The sequence below is a fragment of the Pseudoalteromonas sp. C12FD-1 genome, from assembly GCF_037414265.1.
Classification (GTDB): domain Bacteria; phylum Pseudomonadota; class Gammaproteobacteria; order Enterobacterales; family Alteromonadaceae; genus Pseudoalteromonas.
In genome coordinates this window covers 14027-29585 of sequence record NZ_JBBEVD010000031.1, presented here as the reverse complement: position 1 = coordinate 29585, position 15559 = coordinate 14027, and the positions used below count along the sequence as shown (strand labels likewise).

Annotated in this window: 16 protein-coding genes and 2 tRNA genes; 13 read left to right on the top strand and 5 right to left on the bottom strand. The window is 39.6% G+C overall.

What is annotated here, in order from left to right:
* Window positions 1-194 precede the first annotated feature (194 nt).
* Complete coding sequence (locus WDB87_RS00550) at window positions 195-665, top strand: DUF2721 domain-containing protein (RefSeq protein WP_286245737.1); 471 nt, start codon at window positions 195-197, stop codon at window positions 663-665.
* 93 nt (window positions 666-758) lie between these two features.
* A complete protein-coding gene (locus WDB87_RS00545; protein WP_337848699.1) occupies window positions 759-1211 on the top strand; it encodes a c-type cytochrome in 453 nt (150 codons plus the stop codon).
* 63 nt (window positions 1212-1274) lie between these two features.
* Here the strand turns inward: WDB87_RS00545 and WDB87_RS00540 are convergent, their stop codons facing one another.
* Window positions 1275-1937, bottom strand: coding sequence for a cytochrome b/b6 domain-containing protein (locus WDB87_RS00540; protein WP_286245736.1), 663 nt, complete (start codon window positions 1935-1937; stop codon window positions 1275-1277).
* A gap of 149 nt (window positions 1938-2086) precedes the next feature.
* Between WDB87_RS00540 and WDB87_RS00535 the strand changes: the two genes are divergently transcribed.
* From WDB87_RS00535 to WDB87_RS00525, 3 genes are all read left to right on the top strand, one after another.
* A complete protein-coding gene (locus tag WDB87_RS00535; RefSeq protein ID WP_337848698.1) occupies window positions 2087-2791 on the top strand; it encodes an AzlC family ABC transporter permease in 705 nt (234 codons plus the stop codon).
* Window positions 2788-3087, top strand: coding sequence for an AzlD domain-containing protein (locus WDB87_RS00530; protein WP_286245734.1), 300 nt, complete (start codon window positions 2788-2790; stop codon window positions 3085-3087). Before WDB87_RS00535 ends, WDB87_RS00530 begins: the two co-directional genes overlap by 4 nt.
* Window positions 3088-3497: 410 nt before the next feature.
* Complete coding sequence (locus tag WDB87_RS00525) at window positions 3498-3983, top strand: glutathione peroxidase (protein ID WP_337848697.1); 486 nt, start codon at window positions 3498-3500, stop codon at window positions 3981-3983.
* 116 nt (window positions 3984-4099) lie between these two features.
* On the opposite strand, the gene WDB87_RS00520 is transcribed toward WDB87_RS00525, so the two are convergent.
* Complete coding sequence (locus WDB87_RS00520; RefSeq protein ID WP_004589020.1) at window positions 4100-4285, bottom strand: PA3496 family putative envelope integrity protein; 186 nt, start codon at window positions 4283-4285, stop codon at window positions 4100-4102.
* A 381-nt stretch (window positions 4286-4666) separates the two neighbouring features.
* On the opposite strand from WDB87_RS00520, the gene WDB87_RS00515 reads away from it, so the two are divergent.
* On the top strand, window positions 4667-5461 hold the full coding sequence (locus tag WDB87_RS00515) for a YggN family protein (protein ID WP_337848696.1): 795 nt from the start codon (window positions 4667-4669) through the stop codon (window positions 5459-5461).
* 58 nt (window positions 5462-5519) lie between these two features.
* Here the strand turns inward: WDB87_RS00515 and WDB87_RS00510 are convergent, their stop codons facing one another.
* A complete protein-coding gene (locus WDB87_RS00510; protein ID WP_337848695.1) occupies window positions 5520-6962 on the bottom strand; it encodes an aminotransferase-like domain-containing protein in 1443 nt (480 codons plus the stop codon).
* 105 nt (window positions 6963-7067) lie between these two features.
* On the opposite strand from WDB87_RS00510, the gene WDB87_RS00505 reads away from it, so the two are divergent.
* Entirely contained in the window at window positions 7068-7997 is a 930-nt protein-coding gene (locus WDB87_RS00505) for a DMT family transporter (RefSeq protein ID WP_337848694.1), read from the top strand.
* 36 nt (window positions 7998-8033) lie between these two features.
* Here the strand turns inward: WDB87_RS00505 and WDB87_RS00500 are convergent, their stop codons facing one another.
* Window positions 8034-8906, bottom strand: coding sequence for a diacylglycerol/lipid kinase family protein (locus WDB87_RS00500; protein WP_337848693.1), 873 nt, complete (start codon window positions 8904-8906; stop codon window positions 8034-8036).
* Window positions 8907-9233: 327 nt separating this feature from the next.
* Here WDB87_RS00500 and WDB87_RS00495 point away from each other — a divergent pair, with 327 nt between their 5' ends.
* From WDB87_RS00495 to WDB87_RS00470, 6 genes are all read left to right on the top strand, one after another.
* A complete protein-coding gene (locus tag WDB87_RS00495; RefSeq protein WP_337848692.1) occupies window positions 9234-9374 on the top strand; it encodes a hypothetical protein in 141 nt (46 codons plus the stop codon).
* Window positions 9375-9594: 220 nt separating this feature from the next.
* Window positions 9595-9685, top strand: a tRNA-Ser gene (locus WDB87_RS00490).
* A gap of 53 nt (window positions 9686-9738) precedes the next feature.
* A tRNA-Ser gene (locus WDB87_RS00485) sits at window positions 9739-9831 on the top strand.
* Window positions 9832-10290: 459 nt separating this feature from the next.
* Window positions 10291-10779, top strand: coding sequence for an RNA-binding protein (locus WDB87_RS00480; protein WP_286245729.1), 489 nt, complete (start codon window positions 10291-10293; stop codon window positions 10777-10779).
* A gap of 134 nt (window positions 10780-10913) precedes the next feature.
* The gene (locus WDB87_RS00475) at window positions 10914-13634 is read left to right on the top strand and encodes a CHASE domain-containing protein (RefSeq protein ID WP_337848691.1); all 2721 of its coding nucleotides are present in this window, start codon (window positions 10914-10916) and stop codon (window positions 13632-13634) included.
* 87 nt (window positions 13635-13721) lie between these two features.
* Window positions 13722-14861, top strand: coding sequence for a GNAT family N-acetyltransferase (locus tag WDB87_RS00470; protein ID WP_337848690.1), 1140 nt, complete (start codon window positions 13722-13724; stop codon window positions 14859-14861).
* Here WDB87_RS00470 and WDB87_RS00465 read toward each other — a convergent pair.
* Window positions 14838-15428, bottom strand: a complete 591-nt coding sequence (locus WDB87_RS00465) for a DUF938 domain-containing protein (protein WP_337848689.1) — start codon at window positions 15426-15428, stop codon at window positions 14838-14840. The two genes, WDB87_RS00470 and WDB87_RS00465, sit on opposite strands and share 24 nt — an antisense overlap.
* Window positions 15429-15559 lie beyond the last annotated feature (131 nt).

Genomic DNA, 15559 nt, shown 5'->3' with positions numbered 1-15559 from the left:
AATGTTATTAGAATTGTGATTTTTAATATAAAACTTCAGCACCTATGCTAGCAACAGTGAGATTACAAACAAGTTACAACCCACAATAACGCACGTTCAAAACAACACTTAACCAGCTGTATTTTAAGCTATTTTTGCAAACTTCATATTTGTAAACCACTGTAAACAAAACCTACTTTTTATGGAAAAACTGAATGAGCAACGATGTTATTAATATTTTAACCATGGCTAAAGTCATTCAGACTGCCGTCGCTCCTGTCTTTTTAATTACGGGGATTGCCGCCACGCTGGGGGTTTTATCTAATCGTTTAGCACGTATTACCGACCGCGCACGGCAACTTGAACGAAAACTAAAAGTAAGTACCGATGAAGATTTTAATAAATCTCTAACTACTGAGCTGCGAGCCCTGCTAAAGCGCTCTCGATGTATTCACATTGCTTTTAGTATGAGCGTGCTTAGTGCTCTGCTAGTATGTGCTGTAGTTATGTTGCTATTTTTATCGCACATTCAGTCAATTAATTTAGGGGTAACCATTGCCAGCTGTTTTGTAGCCGCAATGGCCTTATTAATTTGTGGGTTCATGTCGTTACTTGGGGAGGTATTTTTGGCCACGCGTAGTATGCGCCGAGGGATGATATTTGCCGATATAGATTCAAACGATTAACTTTTAGTTAATTTTACTGTATTTACTTGAATAAAAGCAGTAGCTAAGATACAAAAGCACTAGTCGAGAAATAAATTACAGGGATTAATAAACATGAAATTAAAACAATTTTTAGCTGGGGTTGCTTTAGCAACATGTACACTTAGCGTATCTGCAAATACTGCATTTAAAGAGCCAAGTGATGCTATTGAGTACCGTCAAGCTGCATTCTCTATGATTTCAGTGCAAATTAGTGATATGGGCGCAATGCTAAAAGGTAAAATTCCTTTTGACGCAGAGCAATTTAAAATGCGCGCAAATAACGCAGCTGCCCTTTCTAAAATGCCATGGGAAGCGTTTTACGAAGGCACTAATAAAGGTGATACAGCAGCATTAGCTGATGTATGGTCTGACAATGCGACCTTTGTTAAAAAAGCCAATGCCTTTGCAGCCAATGCAGATAAGCTTGCTTTAGCTGCTCAATCTGGCGATAAGGCGGTAATCGGTAAAGCATTTGGCGCATGGGCCAAAGGCTGTAAAGATTGCCACAAGCAATTTAAAGACTAATAACAATTTAAACAACGCACACTAAAACGGCGCTTTATGCGCCGTTTTGTTTTATGTTAGCTATTAACTTAGCAAATAACTAAGTGGTTCTTTGCCCCACGTAACAGCCAATAGCACTAACAATCCAACAAAAATAGCCCACGCTAACCAAGGTGCCTTGGTGTTATCTATATTAGTTTGAGTGGCTTGTTCGCTGTTTGCCTGTTTACCGGTGATCATTGCTTTGACAAGTGGTTTTCCTTTTATTTTATACACAACAATGGCAGTAACATGCAGACAAATGGCATAAAATAAAATATCGAAATTAAGGCGGTGCAGCCAATTTGCAAAATCAACCGTTGAGCTCGACACATACTCAACCAAAGGCCCATCTGTCAAAATGCCATCACTGCTCATTAGCCCGGTCACTAACTGCACTATAATAAGTACAAAAAACAACAAAACCATGTAACTACCTGGCGCCGAATGACCCACCCCTTTACTGGGGTTTTTAAACTCTTTAAATACTGCTACTGGCGAGTGCAGTAACGCGCCAAATTTTGCCGTTTTACTGCCCACCAGCCCCCAAACTAAACGGGTCACTATTAATGCGATTGCAAAAAAGCCAGCCACAAAATGAAGCTCAATCATGCCCTCGTCAATGCTAAAGTAAAGCACAGCAATATTAATCACTAATAACCAATGAAAGCTTCTTATAAAGCCATCCCATACTTTTATACTTTGCATATAAATCCTCAACTTGTTGCCAGGCTCTGGTACATTATTTTGATACTAAAGCCATTATTCCAAAGTTTTACTAGCGCTGCATTAATGATATTACATAAAGCGCTATTTATGGCACACTAAACGCACAAACTTATTACTTACTTGTATTAATGAATATAACTAAACGCGCAGTATTAGAAGGGTTTTTTGATATGCTTCCGCTTTGCTTAGCGGTCGTACCTTGGGGAATTTTATGTGGCTCTTTAGCGATTCAAAATGGCTTTAGTGCCTTTGAAACACAAGCAATGTCATTACTTGTATTCGCCGGTTCTGCACAATTAGTTGCCATTGAACTAATGGCCGGTAACACCCCTTTACTGACTATTCTATTTACCACATTTATTATTAGCTCTCGGCATTTTTTATACGGTTTAGCCGTACGCCATAAAGTTATTTCACAGCCATTACGGTGGCGCTTACCAATAAGTTTTGTACTAACCGACGAGCTGTTTGCCTTTTCGCATCACCGCAAAGCCTATAAAACAAAAGCGCGCCTAATATACGCTTTAAGCGCGGGTTTTAGTTTTTATATTGCATGGAACCTGTGGACACTCATAGGCATAGTTGCAGGAAGTGTGCTCCCTGATTTAACAAATTTAGGGCTCGACTTTGCTATTGCAGCTACATTTATTGCGCTTGTGGTACCGGGCATAAAAAATTTAGCCTCACTGGTTACAGTGATTGTTGCGGGTATTAGCGCCACCGTTTTAAAAAGCACGGGATTTGAGTTGTGGTTGGTTTGTGCTGCTCTACTTGCAATGAGTGCAGGCTACTTTACTGCAAGGTTTATACAAAAAAAGGACAGCCCATTATGATGCTCACTATATTATTAATGGCGTGTATTACCTTTTTTACTCGTTACTTATTTTTACATCAACGCCTTGGTTTTAAAGTAGGCCCTAAAATGCAGCAGTTTTTAAGCTTTAGCGCACCCGCTGTACTAACCGCTATTTGGGTACCTATTATTTTTATAAATGAAGACGGACTAAACCTAAGCTGGCATAACCCTTACTTAAGCGCAGCTATCGTTGCCATTATTGTTGCCTATAAAACACATAATATTTATTACACAACGCTTGCTAGTATGGGGTTATTTTTAATTTTAAATTAGGGCGTGTTGACCTTTGGCGTTTGAATTTGCAGCAGTATGTTTGGTTTTTAGGCAAGGCAGAGCCTATGAAGTGTGGTTATTCCCCATAAATAGGCGATAACGTAGCATAAATGCCAAACATGCGCTGCCCTTTGGGTTCTGCCTAGGGGCGATAAACTCTTTGTTGCCTACATGGATGTAGGTAAGGGGCGTGAGCAGGACGCGGAAGCTTTGCTCGGTTTTTACTTAGCCCACTAGGTTACAAACCTCGCGCCGCGATTTGATCGCCCCTAGGTTGAACAAATTTCAATCCGCAAAGTTCAACACGCCCTAAATAACAGCCAACCCATTAACAATGCCTAAACTTTATACTTTTAGTAACACGCTGTAGCGGGTAGAATGTAGCTAACAACAATAAAAAAGCACCCATCATGCATGAATTTCATCAATTAACGGCTACTGCGTTAGACGGAAAAATGATTAACTTTAGCGACTTTGAAGGCAAGGTTGTGCTTATTGTTAATACCGCAAGTGAATGTGGTTTTACAAAGCAATACGAGTCGCTACAAACTCTTCATAGTCAGTACGAAAAAAGCGGGTTGGTTATTATTGGTTTTCCATGTAACCAATTTGGCCAACAGGAACCTGGTGATACTGCGCAAATACAGCAAGGTTGTTTAATAAATTATGGGGTAAGCTTTTTAATGGCCGCTAAGGTTGATGTAAACGGTCGTCACGCCCACCCTGTATTTAGGTATTTAAAATCGGCCTTACCCGGCTTTTTAACACGAAAAATAAAGTGGAACTTTACCAAGTTTTTAATCGCACCCGACGGTACGCCTATTAAACGTTATGCACCTTTTACAAAACCAGAAAAACTAGAAGCCACCATTCAACAAACACTCGCTAAAAAGTAAGTACATAAAAGTAATAAAGAGGCATAAAGCCTCTTTATTGCCAATATTTAGCCTTCAAACATGCGTATACGCACATTCAAACCCTAAAACAGGCGCATTATTTTAACTAGCACAATTTAGTCTATGTAATCGTTTAAGTCGTCTTCACCTAGATTTTTACGCAAACGTTTTTGCTCAAGGTAATCTTCCAGCTTCTTTTTTACCTTTTGCTTTTTCTTGTCATGTTGATTACGCCCGACCATTTCGTACTCGTCTTCAACAAAATCATCATCTAGCGCATCGTAACTAAATGTCTTACCCACAACCCACTCCATAAAGTGTTTGAGACCAACTCAGGCTTGTGTCCTGTGATTGGCAGATTAAAAATGTTTAACGCTAAAATACGTACAAATTAGCGCCAAAATAAAGCCACGTGACTAATGTAAATAGTCTTCATGTCAATATTGTGAATAAATAGCGCTAAATTAAGAAAGTGGGAAGTGAGAGTTTTTTATCGTTTCGACAAATAAAATTTATCATTTATTTATTTTTAGTGTTTTTGACTAAAAAGTAGTTTATTTATTAAATCCACAAACTAGTTACATTACACGGAAATACATAAGCATTTGTTTTATAACACTAATAAAAAATGGCACCAAACTTGTTAATACCTAACTGTCATCAACAATTATTAGAGAATAAACATGAAAAATTTACTATTAGTAAGCGCTTTAATTTGTACACCTGCAGCAATGGCACATAGCGATAACAATGCTGGCATTTCGTTTAGCAACGAGCAGTGCAATGTAGAGTTTAAAAACGATGTACGCATTAAACCTAGCGAATTAGAAATTTTTACTGCATCTAATCAATTCATGCGCTTTAACAGCAATGGCAACTTAACTATAAATGGCGAGCAAGTATCCATTAATAGCGAACAACGCCAAGCGCTTACCCAATATTCAGACAACTTACGTACACAGCTGCCTGAGGTCGCGAATATTGCCCTAGAAGGAGTGAAAATAGCTGGTGTAGCATTAGAGGAAGTAGCCAACGCATTTAATATTGATGGCCTTGATGACTTATCTGGTCTCATGGACGATATAAGATTTGAAGTAGAAAACACATTTTATCAACAAGGTACGTTTGTAATGGGCCAGCAAAGCTTTAATCAGTTTGGTGAAAACTTTGAGCACCAATTTGAGGAGCAAATAGAAACCGTGGTTGAATCTGCCGTTATGCAATCAATGGGCAGTATTTTAGTTGCTTTAGGCTCTGAGCTGCTTGGTTCAGGTGGTGATATGGATGCATTTGAGCAACGCATGGAAAATATGGGCGCGCAAATAGAAGAAAAAGTAGAGCTGCATGCAAGTGCGCTTGAAAAGCGCGCCAACTCTTTATGCGACAGCTTTGCCAGCATTGCACAGCAAGAAGAGCAATTAGTAGCGCAATTACCTCAGCTAAAAGGCTACGAATTATTTACCATTAAACAAAACTAATACTCCGCACCGTATTTAACATCCCTTTGGCAGCACTTGTATATTAGGTGCTGCTTTTTTATTCTTTTAGTGTGTGGGCCAGCGCGCCTAACGTTGTAATAGCCTGTTCTATTCTTTCGCTCCACTGCACCCCATAACTTAGCCTAATACAGCTTCTATAGTTATTACTTGCTGAAAATATAAGTCCGGGGGTTATGCTTATACCTGCCTCTAAAGCCAATAAAAATAGCTTTTGACTGTCCACACCTTGGCCTAAATCAAGCCAAATAACACACCCACCTTTAGGGTCACTAATACGTGTATTTTTAGGCATCGCGTTTAATAAACACCACCGCATGCGCTCTTTGTTATTACGTAAGCGCTGCCTAAGCACCTTTAAATTACGGTCATACTCACCACTTGCTATAAACTCAGAAAGTGTCCACTGATTTATAAGTGAGGCAGAGCAACTTAATGCACGCTTATGCCGACGCGCTTGACCAGCAAACTGGCCTGCTATTAACCAACCAACTCGATAACTTGGCGCAGCCGTTTTTGAAAATGAAGCGCAGCTGATCACAAGCCCCTTTTTTGAATACGCTAAAGCGGGCGTGCCACGCTTGGCAGTAAAGTGCAGATCACCGTACACATCATCCTCTATAAGCACAACATTATGTGACTCTATTAAGTCCACCATTTTCTTACGGCTTTCATCGCTCATAAAGCTGCCTACTGGGTTGTTTATTGCGGTCGAAAACAAGCATGCTTTTATATCATGTTGTTCAAGCGCTTGAGCTAAGTCGTTAAGCCAAATACCATTATCGGGGCATAGCGGGATTTCAAGCGCCTTTAACCCTAAGCTCTCTATTAGTTCAATAATGCCGTGATAACACGGGGTCTCAATTGCAACCACATCGCCCGGTTTGGTGACGCACTTAAGTGCGATAGCCAGTGCCTCTTGCGCGCCATTGGTGATCACCAGTTCATCTATATTTACGCCAATACCAAAGCCTAAGTATCTATGCACTAATTGCTTTTTAAGCGCAGCAAAACCATCAATAGGGCCATAATTAATAACACTCGCCCCAGCAATTGTCATAACCCGGCGCATAGTACGTGCTAACGCTTTATCGGTAGGGGCTGCAGCAACGGGATTGGCTATACCAAAGGCAATTACATTAGGTTGATGAATAGCGCTGTATACCTGCTCTATTAATGCTTGCTTATTTACAGTGACAGGCTCACGGCTTAGTTTTACTCGCTTTGGCAAACTGTAAACCGTATTAAGCACCGTTAAAAAGTAGCCCGATTTTTCACGTGCCTCTACTAACCCTTGATCTTCTAACGCTTGATACGCTTGCTTAACAGTCGGAATACTAATATTTAAGTTACTGGCCATTTTACGAAGCGAAGGAAGCTTTTCCCCAGGTAGTAACACCTTTTGCGCCTGCATGTCTTTAATTAGCTCAATAACTTGTTGATATAAAAACTCGGCTTTTTGCTTACTGGCAGTTGGCTGCATATCTCGCCTCAAATCTGTATAGGTTACATTTATACTTTTCTGTATATGGTAAGTATACAGATAGACTCTAAAATAACCACTCAATCGGTTTTTTAGAGGTTTGCCATGAAAAGCGCAGCGCTATATCTCACAACAGTGTTAATTTGGGGCTCTACGTGGCTCGCAATTTCGTTTCAGCTAGGCGATATTGCTGTGGAGCTTTCTTTGTTTTATCGCTTTGCCATAGCAGCTGCATGTATGTGGCTATTTGTGGCCTACAAAAAGCCTAATATGCGATTTTCGTTAATCGATCATGGCTTTTTTGCTTTATTGGCCATTTCTAACTTTGGCTTAAATTATTTGCTTTTGTATTGGGCACAAAATTACCTTTCATCGGCAATGGCCTCTATTGCTTTTTCAATGTTACTGATAATGAACATAATCAACACTCGTTTATTTTTTGCAAAGCCCATTGCCAAACGTATTTACTGCGGCGCACTAATCGGCGTGGTGGGGATTATTTGTCTGTTTTGGCCGCATTTACAGCAATTCGACTTGAGTAATGGGGCGTTGGTCGGGTTACTACTTGCCCTCGGGGGTACCTTTGTGGCTTCATTGGGCAATATGATTAGTGTACGTAATTCTAATCGTCAAATAGGTGTGCTGCAGGGTAACGCATGGGGCATGTTATATAGCGCAGTAGGTTTAGCCGTTTATGTATTAATAAATGGTATAACGGTCAGTTTTAGTGCCCCTACAAGCTATTGGCTGTCGCTATTGTATTTATCGGTTTTTGGCACCGTGATTGCGTTTGGCTGCTATTTTGCCTTGTTAAAAAACATTGGCCCCGAAAAAGCAAGTTACGCCATAGTGCTGTTTCCGTTAGTGGCCGTTGCATTAAGCAGCTTTTTTGAAGGCTTTGAATGGCATGCAAACACCTTTGCCGGCTTTAGTTTAGTACTACTAGGGAATGCAATTGTACTTACCCCCACAAAAAGAATTAGCGCCTTTTTAGCAAGCCGCTGCGTTGCTAAAAATGGCTCCGTCCCCAGTTAGAGGCGTTTTTAACGCACTAACACAAAAGCGCCTACCCTACTGTAGGCGCTTTTTTATTGGTATATGAAAATTAATAGCCTGCTTATGAATAGTAATAACCGCAGGCGTGACACCGACTAGCTCGCCATCGGCCTCAATTAATAAATTTTTAGTGTTAATATGCGCCTGTTTGAGCTGGCTATAGGTAAGCTTTTTTAAAGTATGGTGGCGCTTAAAAATTAATTTAATAAAGCTATATAAATGATCAACAATGCTACTCGCTTGCATTTGGTAGCAATCAAGCAGCCCATCATCAATTTTAGCCCTAGGTGCTATTTTTATACCACCGCCAAAATACTGAGAGTTCGCAAATACAGTTATTAAATTTTGATAGCTACACTGCTTATTTAAAAATGATCCATCCAGTGTGCTTGCTTTGTAAGTAAAGAGCGATTTAAAACTCGTCCACTTATAGCGCCAAGCTGGCATGCTTTGCAAATGACCCAACAGCTTAATTACATGAGCATCAAAACCAACACCAGCCACATTAATAAAGTAACGAGTATTAATTCTACCTACATCAATTAAGTGTGTGGGGGCATTAAAAATAGCGTTTTGCCACTGTTTAGCTGTGCAGTGAAAGCGACGCGCAAAGTCGTTGCCTGTACCACAAGGTAATATTGCCAAACTACATGCACTGTTCATCACGCCATTAAGTGCCAAATTAAGCGTGCCGTCGCCACCAATGGCCACTGCTATTTGGCTTTTTTGTGCATTTAATTTAACGTTTGCTAAGTCGCGCTCAAAATTTCCTGTCGTTTTAACCGTGATATAGTGAATATTTTTCTTCTGACATATTTTTTTAAGCCAATCAAGGTGTTCTAACACCACATTTTTTACGCTTGGTTTAACTATTATTAACAACTGCAAGTGATTATTCTCCTATTAGCCAGTACGCCAGCATAAATAAGAATTAAGTTAAAATTAATTTATCTGAATAATTAATCATAAAAGTGCGTAAAAATTTACTAAAAACATTAACGAATACAAAAAGTGCTTATAAAACAAGTTAAAAATAGGTCCCCTAAGTTAAATAACTATGCAAAATGGGCACTTAGCAGTTTTAAACAAAAACAAAACAATGAAAATTCAGATAAAAATAACTAATAGCTAAGCCTTAGTTTATATTGTTGTATTTTTAAACAAAAAAGAGTCAAAATGCTCGCGATTTAAACACATACACCTTGGAGCAAAGACATGAACCCAATAAACACCTTAAACCAAAATGCTGCAGCCCACGTTGGCGTAAAACCAACTAACCGTAAAGCTAAAATGCTTGCTAAATTAAACCGTATGGGCAAAAAAATAGCATTAAACAGCGCCGCGCAATACAAATAATCAACTTTGTTATGATTATTAAGCAGGGGCAGTTAACAACTAACCACTATTGAAAGCGCTTCTTTAGCTCCCTTAGTTTACTGCCACCCTTTAATTTTTAGTTTAAATCCTTCTAATTTCCCTCAATTTACAAAAAAAGCTGCAATTACGCCTACTTTTTAAGCAAACAGTTTATTTGCTATTTACACAAGGGTATCACCTAAGTATTATTCTGCGTCACGGAGAGATGGCAGAGTGGTCGAATGCACCGGTCTTGAAAACCGGCATAGGTTTGTAGCCTATCTAGGGTTCAAATCCCTATCTCTCCACCACTATTTAATTAATGGTATGAATAAACTACCGTTAATACAATCTGTTATGCGTTGGAGAGGTGTCCGAGTGGCCGAAGGAGCTCCCCTGCTAAGGGAGTATAGAGTTTGTAGCTCTATCGAGGGTTCGAATCCCTCCTTCTCCACCATTTCTTATTAAGAACCGCTTAGTTGCGGTTTTTTTGTGCCTAAAATTTAACAGCCAATGTATCCAAGGAGGGTGAGAACTCTCCTAGGGTTCGATAAAATGTCTGGAACACTTTAAGCCGCCGTAGGCGTTGCGAAGCAATTAATTACATGGATATAATTAAGCTAATCCCTCCTTCTCCACCATTTCTTATTAAAAACCGCTTAGTTGCGGTTTTTTGTGCCTAAAATTTAACAACCAATGTATCAAGGAGGGTGAGAACCCTTGCTAGGGTTCGATAAAGTGTCTGGAACACTTTAAGCCGCCGTAGGCGTTGCGAAGCAATTAATTACATGGATATAATTAAGCTAATCCCTCCTTCTCCACCATTTCTTATTAAAAGTGTGGGAATCAAAACACGTTGAATACACTAGGTAGTTACGGCATTATTAATAGCAACTCCAATAACGTAAGTTTAATTATGTTTCGTTTAATTACACCTTTAATAGGCCTTGTGGCTTTAAGTACACACGCAGCCCAAGACATTACGGTTTATAAATGCACAATTAAAGGAGTCGCTACATTTAGCCAAACGCCCTGTGCTGACAATGCAGAAGTAATTAAGCTAAAGCAGCCACTAGTTGCCGATAAGTACGGCAATAATGCCAACTCACCTGCAATGCCTGGAGCCTCTGTAGATAACTACATTGAGATTAAAAAAATTGACCGTGAAATTAAACGCCACCAGCTTACTATCAAAAATTATAAAGAAGACTTAGCCGACGCCAAACAACAAGCCAGCTATGTTACTCAAGATCAAGCTAATAGAATGGGCGCCGAATCAATAGCCGATGCGATAGCCACTAAAACTACGGCGATTCAAAACCGCTATAACGCATTAATTAGCGCTGTAGAGCAACAAATTTCTATTTTGCAGCAAAAAAAACAGCAGCTAAGCACACAACCTTAACTGCCAAAAAAGCAATTTGCACACTGTGCAATAGTGCACTTTTTTACAACATATATTAAAAAATACCGCAAATAACATACTGTTCGCTATACTCATATTTAAAATTAAGTACTTTTAAAAAGTCAGGGAGCTATGTGAAAAATTTTAACTCAAAATATCATTCAGTTATCTTTTACATAATTTTTTCATTAGCGTACTTTTTAATTGGTATTTCACTCACTAAACTCGCCTTTAATACGCAAATTATCCCGGTATGGTTGCCTGCAGGCATTGCCTTAGTCGGATGCTATATGTGGTGGTGGCGCTTCACTCCAGCGCTCTTTGTAGCGGCCTTTGCTTTTAACTTTAATATTTTTGACAGTACAGCTCACGATATGGTGTTGGTGGGCAACACTTTTAGCCAAGCAATGTGTATTGCTATTGGCATTGTGTTGCAGGCAATGGTAGGCGCAGCCCTACTCAAGTATTGGTTAGGGCACCCGCTGTATTTTAAGAAACGTGCAAGTATCATTTATTTTATTTTTATTGTCGGCATTGCTGTTAGTTTAATTTCAGCAAATTTTGGGGTCTTCGCGCTGAGCCAATTTAACCCCGCGTACGATATTAAAGATCATTGGCAAAATGTTTTATTTTGGTGGTTAGGAGACTCATTAGGCGTTATTATTGCTACGCCTCTACTGTTGGTGCTTACTCAATTTAAAGGGCAAAATAGGCCTGTCTCGCCGCTGCCTACGTTAGCGGTGTGTAGTATTTTATTTGTATCTGTTGCTGTAACAACTCAGCTTTATAACCAAGAAAACAGGCAAAATACTATTAAAGTAGCCGAGCGAGAAATTCAGGTTATTGAAAACAGCTTATATCGCTATATCAACCAAAGTTTAATAGCGGTGCAAAGCTTAGCCAGCCAAGTGCAATCTAATCCAGATTTAAACCAACAAGATTTTTATACCTATGCCAGCGAGCTATTGGCACAGCATTCGTTTATTAAAGCGCTTTCGTGGAATCAAAAAATAGCCCAAAGTGAGCGAGCTTCGTTTACTCAAGAAGTTGCTGATATATATCACCTAGACTTTGAAATTGTAGGGGAGCCACTTGAATCTGACGATCCTATGGTTATCGTTAAATATATTGCCCCTTTTAATGGTAACCAAAAGGCGGTTGGTTTTAATGTGTATTCAAATCCAGATCGAAAAGCATCACTAGTTAACCCTGCAATTAGATATCAGCCAGTCAGTACTAAAATTATTCAGTTAGTGCAAACATCTGAGCCTGAGCCTGCCTACTTATTATTTGCACCTGTGTACGAACAACAACAGCAAAAAGCGATTATAAAGGGGTACGCAACAGGTGTGTTTTTAGTAAGTAATATTATTGAGCAAGCAATTAACGAGCAACAATCGGAAATGTTTTCCATTGCGCTCTATGAGGAGGTAAATAAACCTGCCTTTTATAGTAATTATGGTAAAAACTTAAATATTGCTCAGGGTAGCCGCATTATGAAACTAAAGCTTAACTTTGGAGGACAAACCTGGAATGCACATTTAGCCCTAAAAGAAAAATACCTTGCCCCACATAATAACCAATTGACACTGTTTTTAATGGCCTTGCAGTTAGTTGTTAGTGCGTTAATTTTAATTGTTTTACTGCTTTTTAATCAGCAGCAGATCGCCCTTACCCGCAAAGTCGCAGAGCGTACTCACTCCCTTGCGCAAGCAAAAAAGCAATCAGATTTAGCTAATCAAGCTAAAAGTCGATTTTTAGCTAATATGAGCCATGAAATACGTACGCCATTAAATGCAGTTATTGGCTTTTCATCACTAGCGCGTAAAGAAGATAACGCGCAGACTCTTATTGGTTACTTAGACAAAATAAATTCTTCGTCTAAAAGCTTACTAAATCTGATTAACGATATACTCGATATTTCGAAAATTGAATCTCATAAGCTCAAACTCGAAAGCACAGCGTTCGACCTAGGCACAATTATAAAGCGCATTAACACAATGTTTGAGGCAAGTGCAGCCAACAAAGGCATTGGCTGGCAAGTTACAAGCCATCTTCCGGTAGATACTTGGTATATAGGCGACCCTTTACGCTTTGAACAAATTGTTCTAAACCTTTGCAGTAACGCTATAAAATTTACGGAGCAAGGGAAAGTTCATATAGACTTTGCCGGAGAGTTTATTAGTACAGACAGGGTAAAAATAACCGTAACCGTTACAGATACAGGTATCGGTATAAAACCTACTCAGCAGTCTAAGCTATTTAGCGCCTTTACCCAAGCCGACGACTCAACATCAAGGCGATATGGAGGGACAGGTCTGGGCCTTACAGTGGTCAAAGAGCTCAGTAAGTTAATGGGCGGCAACGTCACATTACAAAGTGAGCCAAACGTAGGTTCTACGTTTAAATTTGACGTTGAGCTTCGCACCAGCCCAGTACAAGAACCAGCCGAGCTCGTATACTCGGGCATTAAATTGGCAGCCTTAAAAGTGCTAGTAGCAGAAGACAACTCTGTAAATCAAATGGTTATTAAAGCCATGCTAGGCTCATTGGGTATTGTTGCGCATATGGTAGAAAATGGCGAAGCGGCAGTAGATATAGTAAAAGAGCAACACTTTGACTTAATTTTAATGGACTGCCAAATGCCTGTAATGGATGGTTACAGAGCCACAGCACTCATTAGGCAATTTAAAAGTGAGCAAGAGCTGCCTATTATTGCGCTGACCGCCGATGTTATGCCTGAGGATAAAGCCCACGCTCTAGCTGTTGGCTTTAATCAGCATCTTGCAAAACCGCTAGATCTAGTTAGGCTAACCGCGTGCTTAGTGCAATACGCTGAAACTGAAGAGCATTAGAACAACAATGCATTAAATAAATGCGCTTGTGTTAACTTTAGTTTAAAACGTCACCACCCACTATAATACAGCCCAAGGTAAGCAGTAATGGCAACTTTTACCCACCAATGGTTTAGTGATATTAACCAAATAGACGTACACGAATGGACGCGTTTATTTGGTAATGAACCCTTTACCCGCCATGCATTTTTATATGCATTAGAACACAGCCACTGTGTAAACAACGAGACTGGGTGGCAGCCTAAGCACTTAGCGGTTTATGAAGGTGGCGAATTAGTCGCACTGGCACCTGGGTATTTAAAAAGCCACTCTTACGGAGAATATGTATTTGATTGGGCATGGGCAGAAGCCTTTGAACAACACGGGTTAGCCTATTACCCTAAATGGCTATGTGGTGTACCTTTTAGCCCCATTGAAGGTCAGCGCATTGCCATTGCACATACGGATACACAAAGCGTATACGAGTACATAAAAAGGCAATTAAACTTAACGAGTGTGGATCAAGGATGGTCTGGCTGGCATGTTAACTTTTGTCCAAAGATGCAGGCTCAAGCACTGTGTACTGACGATATAATGCAGCGCGTAGGCGTTCAGTTTCAGTGGTTTAATAAGGACTTTAAAACCTTTGACGATTTTTTGAATACACTCACCGCACGCAAACGAAAAACGCTAAAAAAAGAGCGTGCTAAAATAGCCCAGCAAAATATTACCATTGAATGGCTACAAGGCTCGCACCTAAGTCCTGAAACAATGCAGCTATTTTGTGAGTTTTATCAGCGTACTTATTTAAAACGCTCAGGGCATTTAGGGTACTTAAATATTGAGTTTTTTGCTTTATTACAGGCGTTAATGGGCGATCAGCTAATTATTATGCTTGCCAAAAAAGACAACAAAATAGTGGCGGCAACGCTAAGCTTACAAGGTGAGAACACCTTGTATGGCCGCTATTGGGGCGCCAGCGAAGAAATAGATTCCCTTCATTTTGAGCTGTGTTACTACCAAGGGATTGAATTTGCGATTAAGCATAACTTACATTGCTTTCACTCAGGCGCCCAAGGCGAGCATAAAATACCTCGTGGGTTTGAGCCTGTTTTTACCTACTCATGCCACTATATTGTTGAACCCGACTTTAGAGCAGCAATAAACGACTACCTAAACAGAGAACAACAACATATGGCAATTTATAAAGCGCAGTGCGCTGATTTACTGCCGTTTAAAAACCAATAACTGATTGTTAGCTGGCATGGCTGTATCACTGATGAGCTTAAGCCCAGCGTGCTTTGCTAATTGCTCTATGGCCTCAAAATCGCGAATACCGCTAAGTGAATCACGCTGCATTAAAAAGCGATCGAACTCTTTATTACTTGTACTTGTAAACTGCCCTTGATATTTGAAAGGGCCATAAATACATACTACACCTTTGCTTGCTAAGTGCGTTGCAACCCCTTTAAAAAATTGCTCAACCAACTGCCAACTTACAATATGAAATGTATTTGCTGTGTAAATGGCATCCACATTATTTACCGGCCATGCATAATTTAAATCAAGCTCAAGAGGGGCGTGCAAATTAGTTAAATTTGCCTCTTTATGCCATAAATTTATGCCCTCATGGTTTATACGGCGATCACTTGTATACCACTGTAAATGCGGTAATTTCTCAGCAAAATATACGCTGTGCTGCCCCGTACCTGAGCCTACTTCAAGTACCGTTTTTGTTTTATTAAAAGCCGTTTTAAGCACCTCTAAAATAGGGCCCTTATTGTTTTCACACGCTTGTGAGAAAGGTTTATTCATAATTTGCACCAATAGTGAAACTTATTGCACAACATTAACGCAAAAAAATGACACTAAACAATTAAAGTTTTATAGATAATTTATAAAAGTAAGTTAATTCATAGCACTAGAACAAAATTAATACGATGGTA

What these genes read in the sequence shown, in the direction of transcription:
- WDB87_RS00550 (WP_286245737.1), top strand. Translation starts at nt 195, where the DNA reads ATGAGCAACGATGTTATTAATATTTTAACCATGGCTAAAGTCATTCAG.
- WDB87_RS00545 (WP_337848699.1), top strand. Translation starts at nt 759, where the DNA reads ATGAAATTAAAACAATTTTTAGCTGGGGTTGCTTTAGCAACATGTACA.
- WDB87_RS00540 (WP_286245736.1), bottom strand. Translation starts at nt 1,937, where the DNA reads ATGCAAAGTATAAAAGTATGGGATGGCTTTATAAGAAGCTTTCATTGG.
- WDB87_RS00535 (WP_337848698.1), top strand. Translation starts at nt 2,087, where the DNA reads ATGAATATAACTAAACGCGCAGTATTAGAAGGGTTTTTTGATATGCTT.
- WDB87_RS00530 (WP_286245734.1), top strand. Translation starts at nt 2,788, where the DNA reads ATGATGCTCACTATATTATTAATGGCGTGTATTACCTTTTTTACTCGT.
- WDB87_RS00525 (WP_337848697.1), top strand. Translation starts at nt 3,498, where the DNA reads ATGCATGAATTTCATCAATTAACGGCTACTGCGTTAGACGGAAAAATG.
- WDB87_RS00515 (WP_337848696.1), top strand. Translation starts at nt 4,667, where the DNA reads ATGAAAAATTTACTATTAGTAAGCGCTTTAATTTGTACACCTGCAGCA.
- WDB87_RS00510 (WP_337848695.1), bottom strand. Translation starts at nt 6,962, where the DNA reads ATGCAGCCAACTGCCAGTAAGCAAAAAGCCGAGTTTTTATATCAACAA.
- WDB87_RS00505 (WP_337848694.1), top strand. Translation starts at nt 7,068, where the DNA reads ATGAAAAGCGCAGCGCTATATCTCACAACAGTGTTAATTTGGGGCTCT.
- WDB87_RS00495 (WP_337848692.1), top strand. Translation starts at nt 9,234, where the DNA reads ATGAACCCAATAAACACCTTAAACCAAAATGCTGCAGCCCACGTTGGC.
- WDB87_RS00480 (WP_286245729.1), top strand. Translation starts at nt 10,291, where the DNA reads ATGTTTCGTTTAATTACACCTTTAATAGGCCTTGTGGCTTTAAGTACA.
- WDB87_RS00470 (WP_337848690.1), top strand. Translation starts at nt 13,722, where the DNA reads ATGGCAACTTTTACCCACCAATGGTTTAGTGATATTAACCAAATAGAC.
- WDB87_RS00465 (WP_337848689.1), bottom strand. Translation starts at nt 15,428, where the DNA reads ATGAATAAACCTTTCTCACAAGCGTGTGAAAACAATAAGGGCCCTATT.